Source organism: Maribacter sp. ACAM166 (genome assembly GCF_005771495.1).
Taxonomy (GTDB): Bacteria; Bacteroidota; Bacteroidia; order Flavobacteriales; family Flavobacteriaceae; genus Maribacter.
Map to the genome: position 1 here is coordinate 22,738 of NZ_VAUW01000026.1, position 22,874 is coordinate 45,611.

Annotated in this window: 20 protein-coding genes and 1 other RNA gene; 11 read left to right on the plus strand and 10 right to left on the minus strand. The window is 36.3% G+C overall.

The genetic code is table 11. The annotated features are described in order from the left end of the window. The first annotated feature begins 242 nt into the window (after positions 1-242). Positions 243-656 (plus strand): two-component system response regulator, encoded by a 414-nt coding sequence (locus ES765_RS15255; RefSeq protein WP_138115174.1) that lies wholly within the window; start codon positions 243-245, stop codon positions 654-656. A gap of 629 nt (positions 657-1,285) precedes the next feature. Here ES765_RS15255 and ES765_RS15260 read toward each other — a convergent pair. The 5 genes from ES765_RS15260 to ssrA all read right to left on the minus strand — a co-directional run bounded on the left by ES765_RS15260 (position 1,286) and on the right by ssrA (position 5,797). Further along, positions 1,286-2,230: a HipA domain-containing protein gene (locus ES765_RS15260; protein ID WP_138115175.1), complete on the minus strand. Its 945-nt coding sequence runs from the start codon at positions 2,228-2,230 to the stop codon at positions 1,286-1,288. Further along, the gene (locus tag ES765_RS15265) at positions 2,220-2,555 is read right to left on the minus strand and encodes a HipA N-terminal domain-containing protein (protein WP_138115176.1); all 336 of its coding nucleotides are present in this window, start codon (positions 2,553-2,555) and stop codon (positions 2,220-2,222) included. The genes ES765_RS15260 and ES765_RS15265 overlap by 11 nt, the downstream gene beginning before the upstream one ends. Then, a complete protein-coding gene (locus tag ES765_RS15270; protein ID WP_138115177.1) occupies positions 2,552-2,779 on the minus strand; it encodes a helix-turn-helix domain-containing protein in 228 nt (75 codons plus the stop codon). The genes ES765_RS15265 and ES765_RS15270 overlap by 4 nt, the downstream gene beginning before the upstream one ends. Before the next feature lie 1,136 nt (positions 2,780-3,915). After that, complete coding sequence (locus ES765_RS15275) at positions 3,916-5,157, minus strand: site-specific integrase (RefSeq protein ID WP_138115178.1); 1,242 nt, start codon at positions 5,155-5,157, stop codon at positions 3,916-3,918. Between the two features lie 238 nt (positions 5,158-5,395). Continuing rightward, positions 5,396-5,797: a transfer-messenger RNA gene (gene ssrA, locus ES765_RS15280) on the minus strand. A 365-nt stretch (positions 5,798-6,162) separates the two neighbouring features. On the opposite strand from ssrA, the gene ES765_RS15285 reads away from it, so the two are divergent. Then, positions 6,163-7,368: an NAD(P)-dependent oxidoreductase gene (locus tag ES765_RS15285; RefSeq protein WP_138115179.1), complete on the plus strand. Its 1,206-nt coding sequence runs from the start codon at positions 6,163-6,165 to the stop codon at positions 7,366-7,368. A gap of 299 nt (positions 7,369-7,667) precedes the next feature. On the opposite strand, the gene ES765_RS15290 is transcribed toward ES765_RS15285, so the two are convergent. Both ES765_RS15290 and ES765_RS15295 read right to left on the minus strand, forming a co-directional pair. Beyond that, on the minus strand, positions 7,668-8,783 hold the full coding sequence (locus ES765_RS15290; RefSeq protein ID WP_138115180.1) for an Sb-PDE family phosphodiesterase: 1,116 nt from the start codon (positions 8,781-8,783) through the stop codon (positions 7,668-7,670). A gap of 79 nt (positions 8,784-8,862) precedes the next feature. Then, a complete protein-coding gene (locus ES765_RS15295) occupies positions 8,863-9,768 on the minus strand; it encodes a phospholipase A (RefSeq protein WP_138115181.1) in 906 nt (301 codons plus the stop codon). Positions 9,769-9,861: 93 nt separating this feature from the next. On the opposite strand from ES765_RS15295, the gene ES765_RS15300 reads away from it, so the two are divergent. Further along, positions 9,862-10,242 carry a DUF1801 domain-containing protein gene (locus ES765_RS15300; RefSeq protein WP_138115182.1) on the plus strand — a complete coding sequence of 127 codons (381 nt, stop codon included), beginning with the start codon at positions 9,862-9,864 and terminating at the stop codon, positions 10,240-10,242. On the opposite strand, the gene kdsA is transcribed toward ES765_RS15300, so the two are convergent. Beyond that, the gene (kdsA, locus tag ES765_RS15305; protein WP_138115183.1) at positions 10,239-11,057 is read right to left on the minus strand and encodes a 3-deoxy-8-phosphooctulonate synthase; all 819 of its coding nucleotides are present in this window, start codon (positions 11,055-11,057) and stop codon (positions 10,239-10,241) included. The two genes, ES765_RS15300 and kdsA, sit on opposite strands and share 4 nt — an antisense overlap. Positions 11,058-11,143: 86 nt before the next feature. On the opposite strand from kdsA, the gene ES765_RS15310 reads away from it, so the two are divergent. The 6 genes from ES765_RS15310 (at position 11,144) to ES765_RS15335 (ending at position 17,049) form a co-directional block, all read left to right on the plus strand. Then, entirely contained in the window at positions 11,144-11,710 is a 567-nt protein-coding gene (locus ES765_RS15310; protein ID WP_138115184.1) for a hypothetical protein, read from the plus strand. 215 nt (positions 11,711-11,925) lie between these two features. After that, positions 11,926-12,507, plus strand: coding sequence for a hypothetical protein (locus tag ES765_RS15315; protein ID WP_138115185.1), 582 nt, complete (start codon positions 11,926-11,928; stop codon positions 12,505-12,507). Between the two features lie 70 nt (positions 12,508-12,577). Continuing rightward, entirely contained in the window at positions 12,578-13,105 is a 528-nt protein-coding gene (locus ES765_RS15320; protein WP_138115186.1) for a hypothetical protein, read from the plus strand. A 106-nt stretch (positions 13,106-13,211) separates the two neighbouring features. Continuing rightward, positions 13,212-15,011, plus strand: a complete 1,800-nt coding sequence (gene typA, locus ES765_RS15325) for a translational GTPase TypA (RefSeq protein ID WP_138115187.1) — start codon at positions 13,212-13,214, stop codon at positions 15,009-15,011. Positions 15,012-15,318: 307 nt separating this feature from the next. Further along, positions 15,319-16,107, plus strand: coding sequence for an SDR family NAD(P)-dependent oxidoreductase (locus tag ES765_RS15330; protein ID WP_138115188.1), 789 nt, complete (start codon positions 15,319-15,321; stop codon positions 16,105-16,107). A gap of 36 nt (positions 16,108-16,143) precedes the next feature. Beyond that, complete coding sequence (locus ES765_RS15335; protein WP_138115189.1) at positions 16,144-17,049, plus strand: hypothetical protein; 906 nt, start codon at positions 16,144-16,146, stop codon at positions 17,047-17,049. 75 nt (positions 17,050-17,124) lie between these two features. Here ES765_RS15335 and ppgK read toward each other — a convergent pair whose 3' ends face one another. Then, on the minus strand, positions 17,125-17,874 hold the full coding sequence (gene ppgK / locus ES765_RS15340) for a polyphosphate--glucose phosphotransferase (protein ID WP_138115190.1): 750 nt from the start codon (positions 17,872-17,874) through the stop codon (positions 17,125-17,127). Between the two features lie 136 nt (positions 17,875-18,010). Further along, positions 18,011-18,319 carry a hypothetical protein gene (locus tag ES765_RS15345; protein WP_138115191.1) on the minus strand — a complete coding sequence of 103 codons (309 nt, stop codon included), beginning with the start codon at positions 18,317-18,319 and terminating at the stop codon, positions 18,011-18,013. Positions 18,320-18,571: 252 nt separating this feature from the next. Here ES765_RS15345 and ES765_RS15350 point away from each other — a divergent pair, with 252 nt between their 5' ends. Together ES765_RS15350 and ES765_RS15355 are read left to right on the plus strand one after the other, a co-directional pair. Beyond that, positions 18,572-21,508, plus strand: a complete 2,937-nt coding sequence (locus ES765_RS15350) for a PEP/pyruvate-binding domain-containing protein (RefSeq protein WP_138115192.1) — start codon at positions 18,572-18,574, stop codon at positions 21,506-21,508. Then, positions 21,508-22,770, plus strand: coding sequence for a serine hydrolase (locus ES765_RS15355; RefSeq protein ID WP_138115193.1), 1,263 nt, complete (start codon positions 21,508-21,510; stop codon positions 22,768-22,770). Before ES765_RS15350 ends, ES765_RS15355 begins: the two co-directional genes overlap by 1 nt. The last annotated feature ends 104 nt before the right edge of the window (positions 22,771-22,874 follow it).

Sequence of the window (22,874 nt, forward strand, 5' to 3'; positions counted from 1 at the left end):
ATACATGGATAAAAAAGTAAGCAGTAGGTCAAAACGATTAACTTGTCGTAACTTTTAGATGTGAATTAATAAATTTTTCAATTTATAGGTAATTGGGACTTTTTAATTGGATTCGTAATGTTTTTTAACAAAAAATATTTTTTTAATTGGGGAATTTTGATTTTATTTATTAAAAGTAAGAAATATACTACATTTCTATTTACTAATAGAGAAATAGAAGATAGTTGAAATTAGAAACTACTATGAAAATCAAAACTGTTTGCATAATTGATGATGATTCTATCTGTGTATATGGAACAAAGATTTTACTTAATCATAATAATTATTTTGGTTCCAATATCTTGGTGTACGAAGATGGTTATGAGGCATTGGTTAACCTTTCGGCGTTAGCAAAAACTGGAAAAAGTTTACCAGATATTATTTTATTAGATTTAAATATGCCGGTAATGAATGGATGGGAATTCTTAGATGAATTTGTTAAATTACCTTTAACCACTATGCCTCATATTTTTGTAGTCAGTTCTTGCTTTGGTTTAAAGGAAATCGACAAGGGAAAGAGTTACGGTATCGTCAATGATTTTATATCAAAACCATTGTTAGAGTCTAACCTTACCAATTTATTTGAAAGTATAATGACCGATACACAAACGCTATAGTTTAGATGAGATATGATTATTTGATATAATGAATATTTTAAAATCATACCCTTGGGCCACCAAATAAAGGAGTTTAATTAGAAATTTAATGTGTTGAAGAACTACACCAAGTGGCGTATTTTTCTTGTATTGTAGGACCTAAGAATTAAGTTTTTCTATGAAAGTTTAGTTTTGTAACTGCAAAAGTCTGACCATGTAAAATTCTCAGTTTTTTATATACTAAAGCGCAATCGAGTTGTGTTTATTCGTGGAGCCGGAGACGGCCAAATGAAAAAGAAAGGTCTTGTAGACCTTTTTAGTACAGAGGCGATTTGGTATGTTAGCTTTTATCGTGGAGCTGGAGGATTACCTTCGGTGTTCTTAAAAACTTCCATCCTGTAAATGCAAAGCCCCGCATTGCCCGAGGGTTTTGTGATTTTATTCTGAAATTTGATTAAGCTCCATTACTCCATAAAACAAAAAAGCCACACCGGTAGGTGTGGCTTTTGCACTTAATCGTGGAGCCGGAGGGTCTAGAACTCACCGATGTAATTGCCTATTTATAAAGGCTTGCAGAGGTTCTGAATTTTATGCGCACCGAATAGGTGACTTTATAGTTTGTAGGGTCAAAAATAGGTTGTCTTAGTACGTTAGATATTATAAATTCTATCATATCGATTAGTAACTAAATCAATATACTTCTGTTTCATTGTTTGGGATAAAAAGGAATTGTTAGTCCATTTTATAGCATTCCCTCTTTTCTTATAAAAACGATTGAATACACTTGAAATTTGTTTCTCGGTAAGCCCCAATCCTTTACCAAAATTTTCAAAATGTTCCCGATGAAGCTTACTTTTTTTCCCCGAGATGGTAAGTGCTAATTCTTCTTTGTCGTCAGGGTTGGCAATGGCTACGTTGAGTAGGTCATATGCAGGTGCTAAAAGCCATCCCGAAGTGGATTTGATCATAGAGAAGTTTTTAAGATGCATATCGTTGTTGCCTGTTAAAAAACTAAATAAGGTTAATTCAAAAAAGAATACCATATCCAATAGTGTATTTGCGGAATGGTCTCGTAACCCTTTCCCTACCTTTTCCATTGAACTTTTGTATTTGTCAAAGGCCTCTGTTATTTGAAACATATCCAACATGTGAATTTTTTGATCATCTTCCGTTCTGTCTATGCGTCTCGTAATATAAGATAGTTCGCCAGATTGTAATCGAATCAAACTAGAGGGTACGGTCTGTATTCCAAATGCTTCTGCAATGCGCATAGTTACATGTTCATTTTGTGGCATTTCGGGATACTCGGAGGAAGGTGGCTTAAAGATGTAATTACCTCCTAAGGCACCAACAACGGTTAATCTAAAATTATCTGCATCTATAACCTTATTTAGTAATGACATAGACAACTTGGCCTGTACGCCTGGTACAGATACACTTCGGTCAATGACATCCTTTGCCAATTCTGACATCTGATCTAAGGTGTATTCCAATTTTGGTGGTTCTTTACTTCCAAAAAAAGATAAACTACAGCTTTCGTGAAATTCTGCTTGCCTGTTTATATACTCGTAGCAGTATAGGCATTTATGCTTCATGATTTTCTTTTATGGGGTGTACACTTACAGCTCCTATACAATTTTGACAACAGGCAAGTAAAAGCCCCATTCGGTCATTTGGGTTTATCTTCCAGTTTTTGGTGGCTATGTTCAACAACCAACCTTCGGGAATTAATCCTTCAAAAAAAGGAAAAAGTCTTTTATCTATATAAGGTGCTGTTCGAACTGGCATAGAAAACGTAAGGAACTGTTCTGGATGGTTAATGATGTAATCTGTATCATATTGAAATATGTAGTCACCGTCATTGGTTTCTATAAGTTCACCGGCTTTATTATTGCCGTATAATATGGTAGCGCTCCTCATGGAGCATCATTTTTATCACGTTCTAATGTTACACTTGGAATAGCAGCAAGCGTATGCCCGAACATACTGAGTATGAGATTGACCTTATCCATATTCAAGTTTGTTTTTCCTTGTTCTATTTTTCGAACTACTGTAAGGGCTACACCTGTACGTTCCGCAAATTCCCGTTGTGTGAGATTTACCTCTTTCCGGCGTGCTTTTACAAATTCAGACAAAGTACTCATTATATGTTTTTAAATATAATTATAAGTAAATATACTAAATTATATGGTTTTACGTATAATATAGCTAAAAATAGTATAATTATATGCGTTTAAGTATAAAAACTACTATATCGTTACGTGCTATTAACTTGTTTTTGACATCCATTCAGAAAGATAAAACCATAATGTATAGAAAAATAAATTTTCTATACATAGCAGAAGAGATGTGCATAGATTCAAGTATTTTGTTTTCATTTAAGTAGAATTTGATTCTCAATTAGGTAACTGCGAATTAAATCAAATAAGTAAATTCCAACCATTGCCCTCCATTGCATTCTGGTCAAAGTGTATCGTTTGAAAAGGTATTGAACACCATCCATTTTAAGGCAACTAAAATGAATGAAGTTCGCTTTACAATCTGCTATTTATACCTGTATAGTTATTGGTTAATCTTTTTATTTTCAACAGCTATCAACTTAAGTACCCCAATATGTATCCCTCCCTTTTCCAATACCAAAGAAAACCGATTTATTCTTAGACGGATTGCATAACCAGGCTGCGCTCTTTTTATAAACCCTTACTAAGCCTAAATCAGTACAAGTAATAGCTATCGAAAAAGGGAGGCGTGAAGGCACTATGGGAAGTAAAAGGATTAATTGACCTACAAACCAAAAGGGGTTATTGTCAATTGTTTGTATCTGAGTTATCGAAAAAGGGATAACGCTCTGGATATAAAAAATAAAAGAGTTTTAAGGTCTATTGTTTGATTTTGATGTGAACCAAAGGTACAGCGTGTTTGTATTTTGAAGAGAGCTTTTGCGAAGGAGAAATGTATAGCAAGAGGGTAACACGCTAAAGCGATGTTACATTTTATAACCATTTGTTTTTTAGACTTTTACACTCTTATTTGAATTTAGAGTATTTCAATTTTGCGACAAATCGGCTGCGAGCTCCTATAAACAGGTAGAAATTTGCGACAAAACTCAATACAATGAAACAATCGTATGGCATTGAGTGCTTAAAAATCAGTAAATTGAAAAATGAGGAATTTACCGCTAAACTTTTTTAAAAAAACCCTGTGAAGCCCTTTTTTAGCGCAAATCTTTCAGGATAAAAGGAAATTGTAAATTTAAGCTATCAAAACAGAGCAATTTATTTTATTGCTTTTCGAAGGCTTTTGCTATATGTTGATTGGCGAGTTTGTCCTTAAGTATAGCCATATCTTCCTCCACCTTTGAGTCAATAATTTTCGCATAGTGCTGGGTAGTCCGTAAATTTTTATGACCTAACATTTTCCCCACCGTTTCAATAGGTACGCCATTGGTCAGGGTAACAGTGGTGGCAAAAGTATGACGGGCTAGGTGCGTGGTGAGGTTCTTTTTAATATCGCAGCGGTCGGCAATTTCTTTAAGGTAGGCGTTCGACTTCTGATTGCTCAATACAGGAATCGCACAATCTTTATTGACAACTTTAGGGTGGTTCTTATATTTTTCTATAACTGCTATGGCAGTAGGTAAAAGTGGAATGGTGAAACCTGTGTCTGTTTTGGTACGTTTAGATTTAATATAAAAACTACCATCCTCATTTTGGTAAATTTCTTCAGGCTTTAAACTTTGCACATCCACATAGGCCAAGCCTGTAAAACAACAGAGCACAAACATATCTCTGACAATGCCTAAACGCTCGCTCTCAATCTCTTTGTCTATAAGTCGTTGTAATTCTTCTTTGGAAAGAAATTCGCGCTCTACGGTCTTAAATTGTACTTTGTAATTGTAAAAGGGGTCTTTAGCAAGCCAATCATTGGCAACGGCAATACGGACTATCTTTTTAAAATTGTTGACGTACTTTAGAGCGGAATTATGATTGCAGGTCTTTGTTACTTTCAAAAAATACTCAAAGCCTTTGATGAATTTTAAATCAATGTCCTTTACAGGAATGTCAGTTCGCCTATATTCAGATTTAACATATTCTGCGACATGGCTCTTGGTCGTGAAATAGCGTTTCCATGTGCCAAGGGCAAATTCAATCCCCACCAATTTTTCCATTTGTTGGTTATGCTCGTCAAAGAGCTGAATCAGCATTTTATATTTTTTATCCTTTCCAAGATATTTTTCTTTAACATCATGGACCGTAAAAGGCTCGCCATCTTCAACAAGATGGTGTTGAATCTTATTTAGTTTATGACGAATGGTCGCCATAAATTTATTGAGTTCTTCCGCTTCGTTGTCTTTTCCCTTTAATTTATTCATCCGGGAATCCCATTTGGACGGGTCTATTTTTCGGTTCAGACTTATAGAGGTTCGCCTCCCATCTACCGTAATCCTTAGGTATAAGCCAGCTTTTCCGTTTTTGTCTCGGCGTTCGTCCTTTAAGTAAAAAAGTATCGAAAATGAATTCATCTAATTTTAGGTGTCGATTATGACTACTTAAAGGTAGATAAAACAAATTATATAAAATCATAATTATCTAAAAAAGAGTGAATTACAAGGAAATCGACACCACTTTTGTATTTTATAAATAGGTGTCGAATTGGTGACTTTTTATATGGTATTGTTTGGGTATATATGAAACCATATAAAATGAAAAACCCTGTTAATCAAATGATTACAGGGTTTTTGGTATAAAATGATACCATTCTAGTGGAGCCGGAGGGATTCGAACCCTCGTCCAAACAAGTAATTAAAATGCTTTCTACATGCGTAGTGTCTGATTAATTTTCGACATGTACCTGACCAGAAACCGCCCAATACACACTTATCTTCTTAAGGTTTTAGTGGTACCGCCAAAGTGAGCGGGTACCCTTGTGTTGACTTTTCTGGTGCCCCTATAAGAATCGCCGTCAACAAGGGCTGTTCAGGAACATCTCGCTTCCCTACCTGGTAGGGACGAGGCTAAATCCTACTGTAATTCGGATTAAGCGGCAAGAGCGTAATTATTTTCGCCAACTAAAAGTTTGAAAAATGATATTAACGAGCTGTTTCTCAGCGCTCGGCATGCTTACATTCCAACTAGTCTCGTTGTCAAAAACCGGTCGGCCCCTTCAATGAGTTAAATCGCTTTACCGATTGTAAACGAATTGAACCCTGAGCGTAGCCGATGGGCTAACACTCTTAATCCAATTCTCTCATGATTTTTTTCAAAGAACATTTTTTTTTGGGCGTTTCCTTTTTTACAAAAAGGTCGGGCTTGCAGCAGTATATGGTACTTACCTATATCCCTAACGCAAAAAAAAACTTGTTTCCATTTCAGGCATTTCATCTTCATTCAATATAAACTGAGTTGAGATGCCTGATTCGAGCAGCAAAGCTAACAAAAGTTTATGAACCCTTGTAATTTTTCTTCGCAACGAAGTCGATGTGCCTTTATTTATATAATTTAGTGCAATATTTATACCAAAAGACCCTATGAAGTTCGGAATCATTAGAGAACGTAAAAACCCGCCAGATCGCAGGGTAGTATTATCGCCAACGGCCTGTCAAAAAGTCTTTAAAACATATCCGAAAGCAGAAATAATAGTCGAACCGTCACCTATTCGAGCTTATGCAGATGATACCTATGAACAATTAGGTTTTAAAGTCGCAGATGATATGCTAAATTGTGATGTGCTACTGGGTGTAAAAGAAGTTCCGATCGAAGCACTAATTCCAAACAAGAAGTATTTTTTCTTTTCACATACGATAAAAAAGCAACCTTATAATAGAGATTTGCTATTGGCAGTTTTAGAGAAAAACATCGAACTCTATGACCATGAAGTGATTACAAATACGCAAGAACAACGAGTGGTCGCTTTTGGTAGGTACGCGGGTATTGTGGGTGCTTATAATGGATTTAGAGCATACGGACTCAAATATGGATTATTTAAATTGCCTAAAGCAAATGATTTACCCGATCAAGAGGCGCTTATAACTTTACTAAAAAATCTAAGATTACCAAATATAAAAGTTCTTTTAACTGGTAGGGGTAGAGTAGGTAATGGTTCTAGAGAAATGCTTGATGGTATGGGTATGAGAAGGGTGAATGTTACCGAATATCTTGAGGAAATTTTTGAGGAACCGGTCTATTGTCAAATAGATGCAATGGAATACAATAAGCGAGAGGATGGTATTCGAGGGAATAAAGCGAGTTTCTTTTCTAACCCAGCAGAATATAAATCCAATTTCTTCCGCTTTGCCAAGGTGACTGATTTTTATATTGCAGGCCATTTTTATGGACAAGGTTCACCCTATCTTTATACAAGGGAGGATGCAAAGCATCCTGATTTTAAAATTAAGGTAGTAGCAGATGTGAGTTGTGATATTGATGGTCCTGTGGCAACTACCATAAGGCCTTCAACTATTGCAGACCCTATTTATGGATATGATCCAAAATCAGCATCTGAAACCGATTTCAAAAATACAGATGCGATTGCTGTGATGGCGGTAGATAATCTCCCTTGCGAACTTCCTCGTGATGCCAGCGAAGGATTCGGTGAGGCGTTCATTAAAAATGTAATCCCTGCCTTTTTCAATGGTGATAAAGATGGTGTGCTGCATCGTGCGCGTATGACCCAAAATGGAATATTGACCGAGCGTTATGCCTATCTTCAAGATTATGTAGATGGTAAAGAATAAATGATTGAAGCAACATTAGCAGTTGAGACAAATTTATTTTCTTAATTAATTTACGCTCTTATAAAAGATTTGAATTGGATAACAGCGCCGGTAACGAATCAAGAGCTTAAAAGAAGCTATTTGAACATGGAATAGGCACTTTTACAATTGGAAAATAAAAAAATGAATAATCTTCATCTTTTTATTTCTTTTGGACATGATTACCAAAAAAACAGCATATCCAAAAAAGACAAGTACAATTTTACACTAAGATTTTACTTGATTTTGATAAGGAATTCTGCTATAATGGTTGTTGCACATTAATCTGTCTTAATATTCCATTGTATAATAGGCTGCACTTTCGGAGCTATAAAACAACCCAAAGCTTTTAATTTCAAGGTGATTTCATCTTTGTGTGCCAAGGTTTTTAATGACACTTTTTTTGTTTCTCCAGCGCCAATTTCAAAAACTGGAGAACTATCATAAAATGAATATTCAGATTCGTTTTGGAATAGTAAATCACTACTAGTTACATTTTCAAGTTCTAATTCAAGTACTTCGGTGTTTTTGATATAGCTTGCCTTTTTTACCACAATACTAACTTGTAAGAGTGGTGTTAGAAATTCTTCCTTACCTACCATTAAATCATTGTAAACGGCAACTGTTCTCCCTGCAAAAAGTGCTTCTTGCATACTTTCGATACTTTTTTCTTTTGCAAACACCAAGGTGATAGGTCGCTGATTTCCTTTAACAGTATAATCCCAATCGATAAGTCCGTGAATATCACTAGTGCCCATAATCGTCAAATTATGTTCCAAAGCTAAGGCCAGTGACTCTTGTGCGTAATCGACAGAATTAATCACTTCGATACCATGTAACTCCCTATTTTTTATGCGTTCTTTTTGAAAACCACTCAATATCGGGTTACCTTTAGGGGCTTGATTGTGCCAAGCTGGATGGTTCCAAAATACAAATGCTCCTTGCTTTTTGGCTTCTGAGAATGCCGCTTCAGCTTTATCTTGAAGAATCGGGTTTGCATCTTTGATAAAAACAGCATTGTTGTGCCCTATTGGAGCACTTCTAGTAATCTCAGAGCCATGAATAATTAAAAGGTCATGTTCCTTGGCTTCTGCCATTGCTATTTCGTAAGACCTATTTCTATCTGGGTGGGGAATATCTGCTAGATGGGGTTGATACTCTAAATGCTCCGTTAGTGAGATGGCATCCAGATTGTCACGTAGTGCTTCCATCACTCGAATGTTGGGCCATACATATCCATCAGAAAAAACTGTGTGAATATGTAAATCGGTCTTTAAACTTTTATATCCTGGAATATCTGGAAAAGAAAGGGTTCGAGAACTTTGATGTTCATGTTCTTGCGCAGTAACAAACACAGAGATTAAAAGAAAACAAATAAGGTATAGTTGGTTTTTCATACTAAGGTTGTTTACCCAAATATATGGAAATCAACTTGTTTTAATGGTTAGGCTTTGTGAATCTAAGATTAAAAAACAGTTAATTGATCAAAGACACCCCAATACCAAAAGTGGTTTGTCTATGGTTATAATCAATAAGCGTTTCTCCATACCCATCAAAGAATTGTAAATGGCCATTGAAATTTTCGAAAATGGGGAACGACCAGTTCAATTGTAGACTTCCCCTATTTTGATCACCGATGTTTAATGAATGCCTGACAATTACTTTGAATCGTTGTCTTCTCCAATCATAGGTAACATTGGCTTCTCCTCTTCCTATAAAGTCTGAAATATTTTCATTATCGTCTATCTTACTACCTATCCGCACCCATGGTTTTAGCATTACCTGCCAATTACCACGGTCAAACCCTGCATGAAAGGCAATACGGTTCCAGCTTCTTGATATTGGGTCAGATTGACCGTTGGATTCATGAATTAACGCAACACCGATCATTTTGATTTGAAACCCAAGAAACGGGAATTTGATCGGGAAATTGGCTATTATTTCTGGCTGGTAGTTTAATTCCCTAAAAGGTCTTGAGCGCTCTGTGTTATAAATTTGCCAATAGGCCGTTTGGGAATAGCCCACCCATAAATCCATATGTCCATCTAACATATTGTGAAATATTTTTGTTTTAAGACTGAGCTGAAATTTTGCTTCTACATCATTTAGGCTTACTGGGGTATCCAAAGTTTTATTTGAATTTTCAGCTTTTGGAAATTCGTTAGGATTTGTTGAATATTTTGCGACGTTCAGATAAATGGGCTTGTACGAGGTAATTAAAAAGGTGCCCCTATGATATTCATCTCCTAATTCCCATAATTCAGACAAGCTTTTACTATTCTTAACCATCCAATCCTCTTCTTCAATATCTTGTGCTAAACTTTGGAGGTTGAAAAATAAAAATAGAGTAAAACTAAATGTACACAGTATTTTTTTGAACATTAAAGTGTTTTAAAAATGTAAAATTATATATTTGAAATCGTTCGAAGTACCCCATTAGGGACTAATGGTAATGTATTCAATCCTCTTTTATTTATGAACCCGGCAGAAAATTATATTTTAAATCAATCTGAACCGTATAGGAGTATCGTGTTGCATTTGCAAATGATGATTGAGCTTACGCTGCCAGAGGTAGAGCTAAAGTATAAATGGGGCCTACCTTGTTTTTACATTGGTAAATCGCCAATTTGTTACTTGAACGTCTCCCGAAAAAACCAATATGTCGATATCGCTTTTTGGAATTCAGTACATCTTACGAAACATTTGAAGGTACTCATTTCTGAAAATCGAAAAGTAGTATGTTCATTACGTTATTCCACCTTGGAGGAGGTTGATAATCAAATTTTAACCGACGTATTGCAAGATGCATATTCCGTTCGTAAAAATGGATTTTACAAACGGAAAGACCTAGATTAAAATTGATTGACCACAGTTCTAAGTGCCACCAAGTCGGTCAATAGTTTTTTCAATAAGACTAAGTCAAGCATATTGGCGCCATCACTTTTTGCATTTGCACAATCGAAATGGGTTTCAATAAACAAACCGTCAACACCTGCAGCGATTCCGGCGCGAGCCATAGTACCAATTAATGCAGGTCTGCCTCCTGTTACACCAGAAGACTGATTGGGTTGTTGTAAAGAATGGGTTACATCTAAAACTACCGGAGCATATTGTTTCATGGTGGGGACACCTCTAAAATCAACAATCATATCTTGATAACCGAACATGGTACCACGATCAGTAATCATTGCTTGTTCATTTCCAGTTTCTGTAACTTTATTGACCGCATGTTTCATGCTTTCGGGACTCATAAATTGTCCTTTTTTAATATTGACGGTTTTCCCGGTTTCTGCAGCAGCAACTATCAAATCAGTTTGGCGAGCCAAGAACGCCGGAATTTGAAGTACATCAACATATTCAGCGGCCATTACAGCATCTTGTTCCGTGTGAATATCCGTAACTGTAGGGATATTAAAAGTCTCGGATACCTTCCGGAGAATTTTCAATGCTTTTTCATCTCCAATACCAGTGAAAGAATCTAACCGACTGCGGTTGGCTTTTTTGAAACTCCCCTTAAAAACATAAGGTATTTTAAGATCATCTGTTATGGTAACAATATGCTCTGCAATTCGTAGGGCCATATCTTCTCCTTCAATGGCGCATGGGCCTGAGAGTAGAAAGAAATTGTTGCTGTCTGTATGCTTTATTTGAGGTATTAGAGATAAGTTCATGCGGTGAATATTTTTGGTTCAAAGATACTATTTTCAGCAACTTTCTGTTGTATAAGGATACGATTGTCCAAAACCCAAATCAAAGAATGTACTTAAATCTCAACTTACCGTTGTTACTCCTATTGTTGATTGTTTCCCAGGGTAATGCTCAATTTGGTAAAAATTGTGAATTGAGACAGGTGAAAATCAACTTAATAAATCCTGGGTTTGAATATGAAATGGCCTTAGGAACGAACACCACGTTTGATATCAAAGCCGGTTTGCAAGTAGCCTTAGATCCAGTATTGCCTGATGTGTATGAGGAAGTTGGTTTTTTCCCTGCAATTGCCGGCCAATACCGCTATTACTACAATTTTGAAAACCGTCAACGAAATAGAAGACAGATTTATGGCAATTCGGCTAATTATATAGCTCCTGCAGCTGCAGTTTTTTTTCCAGGCACGCGTACAATCGCTAATGAAATAGTTAAAGGCGTCTTTGGGTATGCAGGTTTGGTTACGGGACTTCAGCGTAGTTACGATTCTGGATTTAATTTTTCTGTTGATGTAGGTGCCGCCTATTATTTAGGTCAATTTGAAGAAGCAATATACCCTGTTGCAAACTTAAGCATTGGTTGGATTATCAATGAAAAACGATGGTGCGTCGGGCGATAATTTGATTCAAAGCGAATACGGTCGAATTTAGATATACTTAATAGAGCAAAGTTAATCAAGGGTTTGAGATTTGTAGCCTATCACATAAAATAAGTATCTATTCTGGTAACGTCAAATGGTTAAAGCTCATTATTTTAACATCATAAAGTTTCATTAAATCAAGCGGTTTGTTTTATTAAAACTATTAGTTTTAAATTCAGCTACAATCTGACCAAATGAAAAAAAGCATCTTGATACTTCTATTTTTTATGGTACAGTTCGTTCAATCTCAAATTAGGGGTGTGACCGAGAAAGGTTTTGGTATCGTAAACCTAGAAAAGCATCAATTCAAATTTGATTTGTTTAGTCCGGGCATTAGTTATGAATTCGGATTGTTTAGAAATCAAAGTGTATCTACTGCACTTGGTCTTGGGATGGCGACTTACGAACCTGGTTATGTTTTTGGTTTGGCGTTGAACAATCGCTATCGGTATTATCATAATTTTCAAAGAAGGATTGACAGGGATAAAAATGTAAGTGGTAATTCTGGTAATTATATTGCAGCAGCCCAAGCTATATTCTTTTCGCAAGCTAGATTGACCACTAATGTTTTGGGTCCAGATGACTTTAATGTAGGCTTTTATGGAATGGTCTATGGAATTCAAAGAACGTATCCGCAAGGTTTTAATTTTAATGCGGAACTAGGCGCCGGATATTACAAAGGTGATGGCATACCAGACGGGTATGGACCCCTTATCGGTTTTACCTTTGGTTGGGTTGGTACAAAACGAAAACCTAGAAAGCCTGTTTTTGATTGATGTGGTCTAATTTTTTATATCTGTATACCTTATATAAAACCAATCTATTAAATGAGAAAAACTATATTCTTTGCCACTATCCTATTTTTCTTCTTTTTACATTACTGCACAGTCAACTAATCAAGTAGAAGACAGACTTTTTAAAATTAATGCCTTAGCTCCAGGTGTGTCCTACGAATTGGGAGTTGGTTCTAAAACTTCCTTAAATTTTGAAGGATTTTTAATCTTTGCCCTTAATGGAGGCTCAGATAGGGAAACTGATTTTGGGCTTTATCCTGGTGTTGGCGCAGAATTTAGATACTTTACTAATATGAATAGGCGTTTAGGAAAAGGTAAAAATATTTCTGGAAACTCCGGAAATTATCTTGGTCTTTTAAATCAATTTCAATTCGGTCAACCTATTATCGGGGATTTGGAATACATATCAGAGTACTTTTACAGTCTAGCTGTTATTTATGGTATTCAACGTACCAGACCCAAAGGTTTTTATTGGGGTATTTCTTTTGGTCCAGGTGTTTTTGTCAATGAATTTGATACAAATCCTGGCATTTTAATAGATGCCAGACTTGGCTGGGTGATTGGTAGTATAAAAAAGTAGTTTTCAGTTGTGTAAACTGTCTCAAAATCAATAAGATAAAAATATCTTAAGTTTAGGCGTAGCTATTGAAAATTCAAGTATCTTTGCACGCCTAAAATAGACCTAGATGTCCACTACAAAAAATATTGCGATCATTGCGCACGTTGACCACGGTAAAACCACCTTGGTAGACAAAATAATGTACCACTGTAGCTTATTTCGTGAGAACGAGAATGCCGGTGATTTAATTTTGGATAATAACGATTTGGAAAGAGAACGTGGTATTACCATTACTTCCAAAAACGTTTCCGTTATATATAAGGACACTAAGATAAATATTATCGATACCCCTGGTCACGCCGATTTCGGTGGTGAGGTTGAGCGTGTATTGAATATGGCAGACGGTGTTTTGTTGTTGGTAGATGCTTTTGAAGGGCCAATGCCACAAACGCGTTTTGTATTACAGAAAGCAATTGATTTAGGGTTGAAGCCTTGTTTGGTTATCAATAAAGTTGATAAGGAAAACTGTACTCCAGAAGAAGTACATGAAAAAGTATTTGATTTAATGTTTGAATTGGGTGCCGAAGAATGGCAGTTAGATTTCCCTACAGTTTACGGTTCAGCAAAGAACAATTGGATGAGTGATGACTGGAGAAATGAGACTGACAACATAGAGCCTCTTTTAGATATGGTTATTGAGCATATACCTACGTTCGTGCCAAAAGATGGTAATACTCAAATGTTGATTACTTCCTTAGATTTCTCTTCATTTACGGGTAGAATTGCTATAGGAAGACTGCAAAGAGGGTCCTTAAAAGAAGGACAACAGATTTCTTTGGTAAAACGTGATGGTTCTATTGTAAAATCTAGAATTAAAGAGGTCTATCTTTTTGAAGGCCTTGGGCGTAAGAAAGTAGAAGAAGTTGAAACCGGTGATATTTGTGCTTTAGTAGGTGTAGAAGGATTTGAAATTGGTGATACTGTTGCTGATTTGGAAAACCCAGAAGCATTAAAGACTATTGCTATTGATGAACCTACCATGAGTATGTTGTTTACCATTAATGATAGTCCGTTTTTTGGACAAGATGGTAAATTTGTAACCTCAAGACATATTAAGGATCGTTTGGCTAGGGAATTAGAAAAAAACCTTGCTTTACGTGTGAATCCAACTGATAGTGCTGATAAGTTTTTAGTATTCGGCCGTGGTGTATTGCACCTTTCGGTACTCATTGAAACGATGAGACGTGAAGGTTATGAATTACAGATTGGTCAACCACAAGTAATCATCAAGGAAATTGATGGTGTGAAATGTGAGCCAATTGAGCATTTAACGATTGATTTACCGGATGAAGTATCTGGTAAAGCTGTAGAAATGGTATCTATTCGTAAGGGTGAAATGACCAAGATGGAAGCAAAAGGGAATCGTATGTTATGCGAGTTCCAAATTCCATCACGTGGTATTATCGGACTTCGTAATCAATTATTAACCGCAACGGCTGGTGAGGCTATTATGGCCCACCGTTTTTTAGAGTATCAACCTATGAAAGGGGATATTCCGCAACGTCAGAATGGTTCCTTAGTTTCGATGGAAAGAGGAAAAGCAATTCCTTATTCTATTGATAAATTACAGGATCGTGGTAAGTTTTTTGTTGATCCAGGTGAAGATATTTACGAAGGTCAGGTTATTGGTGAGAATTCTCGTGGTGATGATATGACGGTGAATATTACTAAAACTAAAAAGATGTCTAACGTACGTTCTTCAGGAGCAGATGACAAGGCGAAAATTGTACCTGCAATCAAGTTTTCTTTAGAAGAAGCTTTAGAATATATTCAGAAAGATGAGTATGTTGAGGTTACTCCAAAACATTTACGTCTACGTAAAATTTACTTAACGGAAAATGACCGTAAGCGAAATAAAATAGCATAAGTATATAAGCCCCTTTTAAAGGGGCTTTTTTTTGCTCTTTCAGTATATAATATTAGCCATCTTTTTAAGGTGGCTTTTTTTATACTTTAAATTTATAGTTTTTATGTTTTCATACGTGGGCCGTAAAAATCTTAGATTAGTTGCCATTGAGCCTTCCTAAATCAAGAAATTACTAAAATTTTAGAGTATAAATTACTACTTTCTTAATAATTTGAACGAACCCCATTTTTCTTCGCTTCGGATGTAAATTTTAGCTAATTTAAAGTTGAATTTCAACATAATGCAGCCCAACTCAAACTAATAAAATATGCAACTAGAAGGAAAAAATGTGCTCATCACTGGCGGTACTAGAGGAATTGGAAAATGCATGATACAAGAACTTGTCAAAGGTGGTGTTAGCAAAATAGCTGTTATCGTACGCGATCAACAAAATTTAAAACAGTTATCCCAAGAATTTGAAGGTGTAAAATTTCTAAAGATTGTAGGAGATGTCGCTAATATTGAGGTTCTACGTAAAGCTGCGGCACGAATAGAAGATAAATGGGGGCATTTAGACATCTTGATAAATAATGCTGGTATCGTTTCCGCAGGTCCTTTAGAGGAAATTCAAGATGAAGACGTTTATGGTCAAGTAGCCATTAATCTTACCGCAGTTCTTTTGTTGACTAAATATTGTATTCCACTTTTAAAATCGTCCAAAGAAGCTGCAGTTTTAAATATCTCATCTGGATTGGGACTTATCGGTATGCCTTTCTATTCGGTGTATGGTAGTACAAAAGCAGCGGTGCGTCAATTTTCAGATTCTATGCGTAGAGAACTTGCTCCATTTAATATAAGTGTTACCTGCTCATTTCCTACAGCAACAGATACCGATATGATGCATAAATTTAAAGGAAGGGAAATGGATTCACCAGAATTTGTGGCCGAACGCTCATTAAAAAGTTTACTGAATAAAGAAAGTCAGGTAATTTTTGGTGGTAAGGAACGACTTAATGAAAATCGCTTGAATTTTGAAGCACCGGAAGAATTTGATAAAAAGGTGGCTCAGAATTACGAGGAACGGAAAAAGGCTAGTTTAGACCATAAGGCCGTTTAATTTTAAGTTAGTTATAAAAACGCAACAGATGCAATTATGAGAATATACTACAAGTTTTCACTTCTATTACTTTTTGCATGTATCCTATCCTGTAAAGAAAATCCCAAATCTGAACAGGTTTCTGAAAAGAAGTATGTATCTGAAAAGGAATCTGCAGAGGTTCCGAAGACTTGGGTAGATGGCCGAGTAAATAAAGCTAAGGATAGATTAGGTAAATCTGAAGCAGGCAGAATTGTTTGGAATGCTATGGAAGCCCATGGTGGTTTATCGCAATGGTATTCTAATGGACCCCTTTCATTTCGATTCGATTATCAGCCTTTAAATGGAAAAACGGCTCGAGACAGTTATCAGACCCTGGATACATGGAGCAATAAAGCTGTGCATTCGAGTATTGCTGATAGTACGGCACAATTTGGTTGGACAGGGGAGAAAGCTTGGGTAAAGGTAAAAGATAGTACAGCTTTTGGGTATGATACTAAATTTTGGGCCTTAACGCCTTTTTACTTTTTAGGTCAACCTTTTGTATTGAATGGGGAGGGAGTGAATTTAGAAATGCTTCCTGAGGTAACGTATAAAGAACAAAAGCAAGATGTAGTTAAGGTGACTTTTGAAGCAGGTACAGGGGACGCTCCAGATGATTATTATGTTTTATACTTCGGTAAAGAGTCACATAAGCTTGGTGCTATAAGATATATAGTTTCTTACCCTGAGTATTTTAAGGACGGCGGACACGCACCTGAAAAATTCATGGAAGTTTTAGGAGAAAATAATGTTGAAGGTATTTTGTTTCCGACTAATTATAAAACTCATTGGTTAACAAAAGATGAAAAACCTGGGGAGTATATCACAAAGATTCAAGTTTCAAACGTAGCTTTTGAAGACGATTTACCAAAATATTTTTTTGATGTACCGAAGGATGCTAAAATTTTAAATGACTACTAGTCGTTAGCATACTAAACATAAAAATCCCAAAGGTGGCTATGGGATTTTTATACTTTATATCTGGTGAATGCTGATTTATACTTTGGGAGCCTTATGTTGAGAAGCTACAGCTGCACCAATAATTCCAGCATGGTTCTGTAATTCAGCAGGGATGACTTTAGTTTCTATTTTAATTTGAGATTTGAACTGTTCGAAATCTTTTGAAGCTCCACCGCCCAAAATAATAAGGTCTGGTGATACAATTAATTCAACAAATTCTAAAAAGGTATTGAATCTCTTTCCCCATTTTTTATAGGAAAGTCCTTCATTATCCTTTGCAGATCCTGCTGCCCATAATTCTATTTTACTATATTTTTTATAGGGTAGTTGTCCTAATTCAAAATTAGGTATCAATCTACCATCTAGAAAGGCACCGCTTCCCAAACCTGTTCCTATTGTTATCATTACAACCAACCCTTTCTTACCTTTTCCTATGCCAAAATTCATGGTAGCGTAACCCGCTGCATCTGCATCATTGAGTACTGTAAAATCAAGTCCGGTTTTCTTTTCCAACAAAGCTTCTACATTAACGCCTAACCAACTAGGGTCAAGGTTGCCGGTTGCTTTACAAACACCGTTTTTAATGATGGTTGGGAAACCACAACCCACCTTACCTTTATAATCGAAGTGAGCGACAATTTCTGCAATAACGTCGGTCATTGCTTCAGGTGTTCTAGGGACTGGAGTTTTAATTCGAAAGCGTTCAGAGGTCATCTCTCCTGTTTCGCTATTTACTAATGCGCCTTTTATTCCTGAGCCACCTACATCAATACCGAGTAAAGTCATTTTATTTTTCTTATAGAATACAAAGAAACGAAAAAGAATCGGCTCTTTGAACTTGGTTTTTTAAGGTGGTAGTATTACGGTAATTACGGATAAAAATAAGGCATAAAAAAAAGGACCTAAGGTCCTTTTTAGTTGTTTATTCGGGCATTACAAGCCCTACAATAGTACTCACCTGAATATCTTCATCATCTTCATCCATTTCTGTATCAACAGTAAAACTGATAATGAACTGTTTGCCGATATACTTGGTATCAGTTAAATTATATTCTTGGCTTACATCATTGGTTATATTAGTGAATTCTGCTTTGTATCCATCATTATCGGTAAATACATATACGCCATCTTCATACCCTACATAAGTTCCATCCATCTTTTCAACATCTTGGCTATAAACGCTTCCGAATGAAGTAAATGTTACGAATAATACTACTAAAATTGATTTCATTTTTTTTAATTATTAGTTAAGTTATTGATTTTTTTTCGTTTGTTTTTCATATCCTTAAAATAGGTTGAAATGTTGATACAAATGAAATCTAAATACTTGAATAATGATTTTTTTTATCATTTTATTATGATTTTTTTTAATTCATAATTATCTGTAAGCCAGTGTAGTATTTTTACTTTATTGGTGTAAAATATTTTATAATTACATTCAATTATAGTTTAATTTGATCGTACCTTTGAACTATAAATCAACATGATTCAATTGAAAAAAAGTAACATATATTCCTTTTATAGTGTGCTAGTCATAGCACTTTTTGCTACGATTAATGTAGCCTATTCACAGGCTCCATTAACTACAAATGAAATTAAGTTATTAATTGAAAAACACCAGGGAGATATTCGCGGTCCCTATAAGGATATTCGTTGGTTTTGCGCTGATGGAAGTGTGCGTCAACCTAAAGACCCGTGTCCTGAAAATATAGGTCCTGGTGTACAGCATGCAAGATATAAAGACGATGTTGTTGCCTTGGGGAAAAGTAATCATATTTATGTAGGTCAAATTTTAGCCTATACAAGTACTGATGAATTTTGGGATATTGGGCACAATCATTCACGCTTAAAACAATACCAGCTAGATAAATACCTGCGTTTGGTAGATGATGGTTGGGTCAATCAAAAGGGGCAGTATTATAGGGGTTCTGTACAGGTAGAAGATGAGGAGGCATGGGGTATTGAATTCTATACATGGGTATTGGCAAAAGATGCAGTTGTCGCTGATAATTTCTATCTCATACGGCAATCCTTAAAAGATATTCCTCATAATGGTGATGATAATCTTGCCCAGTTAATGCGAAGCGAATCGAAAGTGATTTCTGATATATACGTACCCTTTATGGATTTACGAACCAAAATTCATAGCCAACCAGAACCCGCAGATGTTCAAAGGGTGGTTGATTTTAAGTTGAAGAATCAAAAATCGTTAACTGCTGATTTAAATAAAAAATTAGATGCCTTAGTGGTAACTATGCAAACCTTTTTTAGACCAGTTGATATTCAAGTTTTATTGAATAAATCGAAGTTGCTTAAGGGAACAATGTTAGGGGATAAAATACAGGCATTTATACAGGGTATAGCTACTAATGAGACTCCTTCATATGTTGTTAATGAAACGGCTCAATTGCTTTTTGATATTCGAGAAGGATTAATACAAGAAAAACGACCGATTGCTCGTATGCAATTGTTGGATATTTCTTTAAAACTTGAAGAGTTGTTGTTTCAAAATGCTCCAAATTGGGAAGCTACGACCATAAGTGGCCAGTTAGAGAAAATTTGTGCGTTGACAACAGCATCGGCAGGGGCTGGCTATTTAGAACTATGGGAATGGGAGCAGATTGCAGGTTCGTTGAGCAAATTCGAACAAGAAAAATTGAGTTTGGCAGAGTTGACCCAAGTATTAGAAACGGCTAGGTCTGCGGTTGAATGGAGTGCGGCGATGGTAAAAGCAAATTATCAAGAGGTAGTCGATACCTATACGACATTCGAGCCAAAATCATATGCGTTTATAGATGACCGAATTAGAGGGTCAATTGCATTGCATTTAGGTAAAAGCGTTGGGGAATTGGGTGATTTTATCGCTAAGGAGTCAGCGTTGACTAATAGGGTTCTAGATATTTCAAATCAAAGTACGTTTAGAGGATTGAATCCTGGGTATGCCTTTGGCGAATTGGTAGTTGTAGATGGATCTTCTGAAGAAATCCAAGTATCCTCTGATAAGATTTATATTTTTCAACGTTCACCATCCGATTTAAAACCTGTTGCGGGTATTGCGACAGTTGCAGAAGGAAATTTGGTGTCGCATGTGCAATTATTAGCACGTAATCTCGGGATTCCGAATGCAGCCTTATCTGATGCTAACCTTCAAAGTTTGAAGAAGTACGATGGTGAGCGAGTGTTTTATGCCGTGTCGAATAAAGGTAATGTAATACTTAAGCTTGAAGCTCAAATGACAGCGCAGGAGCGCGCGCTTTTCGTAAAGAAAGAACGCAATACCGATAAAATCGAAGTACCGATTGAGAAAATACAGTTAAAAAACACAGATGTCTTAAATATGCGCAATGTTGATGCCAGTGATTCTGGAGCATTATGTGGGCCAAAAGCAGCGAATTTAGGACAGTTGAAAAAAATGTTCCCAGAACAGGTCGTTGAAGGGTTGGTGATTCCGTTTGGTATTTTTAGGGACCATATGGATCAACAAATGCCAGGTCAGAATAGTTCATATTGGGCGTACTTAAATACGATGTTTGCTGAAGCAGAGCGTATGCGAAATGCTGCTGTGCCAGAGCCTGAAGTTGAGAATTATCAATTGCGACAATTAGCAACTTTAAGGGATGCCATTAAAAAGATGGTGTTGAAACCTGACTTCATGAACCAGTTAGAAACGAAGTTTAAAACTGTTCTAGGTTCTGATTTTGGTAATGTTCCTGTGTTCTTGCGTAGTGATACCAACATGGAGGACCTAAAGGATTTTACGGGTGCTGGTTTAAACCTAACCTTATTCAATGTTTTGGATAAGGAGAAGATTTTAAATGGTATAAAAGAAGTATGGGCATCGCCCTATACCGAACGTAGTTTTAAATGGCGTCAAAAGTATTTGTTGAATCCAGAGAATGTATTCCCTTCCATTTTGGTAATACCTAGTGTAGATGTAGATTATTCTGGAGTATTGATTACCAAGGGTATCAATTCAGGCAATGAAAAAGATTTAACCATTGCCTTTAGTAGGGGAGCAGGTGGTGCCGTTGATGGTCAATCCGCCGAGACCTATACTATTTATGATGCCGGTGGGTATCGCTTATTGGCACCTGCTCGTGAATCGATGTTCAATAGGTTGCCAGTTTCTGGTGGTACTGGAAAGAATGTGGCAACGTTTCAAAGTAGAGTGGTCAATGAGCAAAACCTAAATGAAATTAGGCAGCTGGCGAAAACAATTCGCGAGACTTTACCTAATGCTACTGATTCAGATTATGAAGGGGCCTATGATGTAGAGCTTGGTTTTAAAGATGATAAGCTATGGCTTTTTCAAATACGGCCTTTTGTAGAGAATAAAAAAGCAGTAAGTTCTGGATATTTGGAATCTATTACCCCTAAAATTAACACGGAGAAAGAAATTTATTTAAGCACAAAATTATAATGAAGAAAATCTTATTAGTACTGATTGTCATGTTTTGTGCATCAGCATTTACAACCTACACCTATTATCCTATTGACGGGTACGAGCGTACAGGTATCAAACGTTTAAAGCGTTTGGAACGAATTAAAAGCGGCGAAATAAAGGATGCTACTGTGTTGCCGGTTGGAGCGTTGAAATCATACAGCGATATTCAATTGAACCTCTTAGACAGAAGGCAAGACAGCGCTATGGTCTTGATGCATGTTGATGAAGCTTTTCAAAAGGAAATTAATATACTGTTCCGTGGTTTGGATAAAAGTTATTCATTGACCGTGTTAGATATTTCCGACCCGAAAAATGTTCGTTACGCAGGGAGAAATGAAACTGCAGGCTATCAACCAGGTAGTGTAGGTAAATTGGCGGTTTTACACGGATTGTTCACGCAATTGGCAAAAATTTATCCGGATTCCTTTGAGAAAAGAACGGAGCTGTTAAAAAACAAGTCCGTTAAGGCCGGGGTTTGGGGTTTGACCGATGAACATACGATTCCTATTTATAATATTGAAAAGAATACATTGGTAAAACGTCAAGTAATTTCGAGCGATGTATTTACGCTTTATGAATGGACGGATCATATGCTTTCTGTTAGTAATAACGGCGCCGCAAGTATTGTGTGGAGAGAAGTGCTGTTGATGGCTGCATTTGGAGATAAGTATCCAGAATTGACTCAAGAAGAAACAGACACCTATTTTAAGGAAACTCCAAAAAAAGAATTGACTGATTTAGGAAACGACGTAGTCAACTTGCCATTACGTGATTTAGGAATTACAGCCGATGAGTGGCGTTTGGGAAGTTTCTTTACGCGAGGCGCCAATACCTATGTTGGAGATAAAGGCGGTAGTATTGGTTCACCACAAGGATTAATGAAATTTTTGGTTCAGTTAGAGCAAGGTGCCGTTGTTGATGAAGCTTCTAGTCTAGAAATGAAACGGTTAATGTATATGACGGACCGAAGAATACGGTATGCACAATCACCTGCATTAAAAGAAGCTGCCGTATATTTTAAGTCGGGTTCTTTATATAAATGTGACCGAAGCAAAGGTGAAGCCTGTGGAAAGTACATGGGTAATGTAACCAATTTCATGAATTCAGTAATCATTGTTGAGCATCCAAATAATTGTCGGTATATGGTGGTTTTAATGACGAATGTACTTCGTAAAAATTCTGCAAGTGATCATATGTACTTAGCGGGGAATATTGATAAAATAATACAAAAGGGTTAGGTTAATATTAATTTATTAATACGTGAAAAAACTTTTAGTTCTGGTGTTTTTGCTGACATTTTAACGGGTTGTGAGGAAGAACCACTACCGTCTGGTATTGAAAC

Excerpts from the sequence above, each read along its gene's own strand:
- ES765_RS15290 (WP_138115180.1), bottom strand. The coding sequence starts at position 8,783 with ATGAAAAACCAACTATACCTTATTTGTTTTCTTTTAATCTCTGTGTTT.
- ES765_RS15275 (WP_138115178.1), bottom strand. The coding sequence starts at position 5,157 with ATGAATTCATTTTCGATACTTTTTTACTTAAAGGACGAACGCCGAGAC.
- ES765_RS15295 (WP_138115181.1), bottom strand. The coding sequence starts at position 9,768 with ATGTTCAAAAAAATACTGTGTACATTTAGTTTTACTCTATTTTTATTT.
- ES765_RS15335 (WP_138115189.1), top strand. The coding sequence starts at position 16,144 with ATGAGAATATACTACAAGTTTTCACTTCTATTACTTTTTGCATGTATC.
- ES765_RS15285 (WP_138115179.1), top strand. The coding sequence starts at position 6,163 with ATGAAGTTCGGAATCATTAGAGAACGTAAAAACCCGCCAGATCGCAGG.
- ES765_RS15350 (WP_138115192.1), top strand. The coding sequence starts at position 18,572 with ATGATTCAATTGAAAAAAAGTAACATATATTCCTTTTATAGTGTGCTA.
- ES765_RS15300 (WP_138115182.1), top strand. The coding sequence starts at position 9,862 with ATGAACCCGGCAGAAAATTATATTTTAAATCAATCTGAACCGTATAGG.
- ES765_RS15310 (WP_138115184.1), top strand. The coding sequence starts at position 11,144 with ATGTACTTAAATCTCAACTTACCGTTGTTACTCCTATTGTTGATTGTT.
- ES765_RS15315 (WP_138115185.1), top strand. The coding sequence starts at position 11,926 with ATGAAAAAAAGCATCTTGATACTTCTATTTTTTATGGTACAGTTCGTT.
- ES765_RS15330 (WP_138115188.1), top strand. The coding sequence starts at position 15,319 with ATGCAACTAGAAGGAAAAAATGTGCTCATCACTGGCGGTACTAGAGGA.
- ES765_RS15265 (WP_138115176.1), bottom strand. The coding sequence starts at position 2,555 with ATGAGGAGCGCTACCATATTATACGGCAATAATAAAGCCGGTGAACTT.
- ES765_RS15355 (WP_138115193.1), top strand. The coding sequence starts at position 21,508 with ATGAAGAAAATCTTATTAGTACTGATTGTCATGTTTTGTGCATCAGCA.
- ES765_RS15255 (WP_138115174.1), top strand. The coding sequence starts at position 243 with ATGAAAATCAAAACTGTTTGCATAATTGATGATGATTCTATCTGTGTA.
- ES765_RS15345 (WP_138115191.1), bottom strand. The coding sequence starts at position 18,319 with ATGAAATCAATTTTAGTAGTATTATTCGTAACATTTACTTCATTCGGA.
- ES765_RS15260 (WP_138115175.1), bottom strand. The coding sequence starts at position 2,230 with ATGAAGCATAAATGCCTATACTGCTACGAGTATATAAACAGGCAAGCA.
- typA (WP_138115187.1), top strand. The coding sequence starts at position 13,212 with ATGTCCACTACAAAAAATATTGCGATCATTGCGCACGTTGACCACGGT.
- kdsA (WP_138115183.1), bottom strand. The coding sequence starts at position 11,057 with ATGAACTTATCTCTAATACCTCAAATAAAGCATACAGACAGCAACAAT.
- ES765_RS15270 (WP_138115177.1), bottom strand. The coding sequence starts at position 2,779 with ATGAGTACTTTGTCTGAATTTGTAAAAGCACGCCGGAAAGAGGTAAAT.
- ppgK (WP_138115190.1), bottom strand. The coding sequence starts at position 17,874 with ATGACTTTACTCGGTATTGATGTAGGTGGCTCAGGAATAAAAGGCGCA.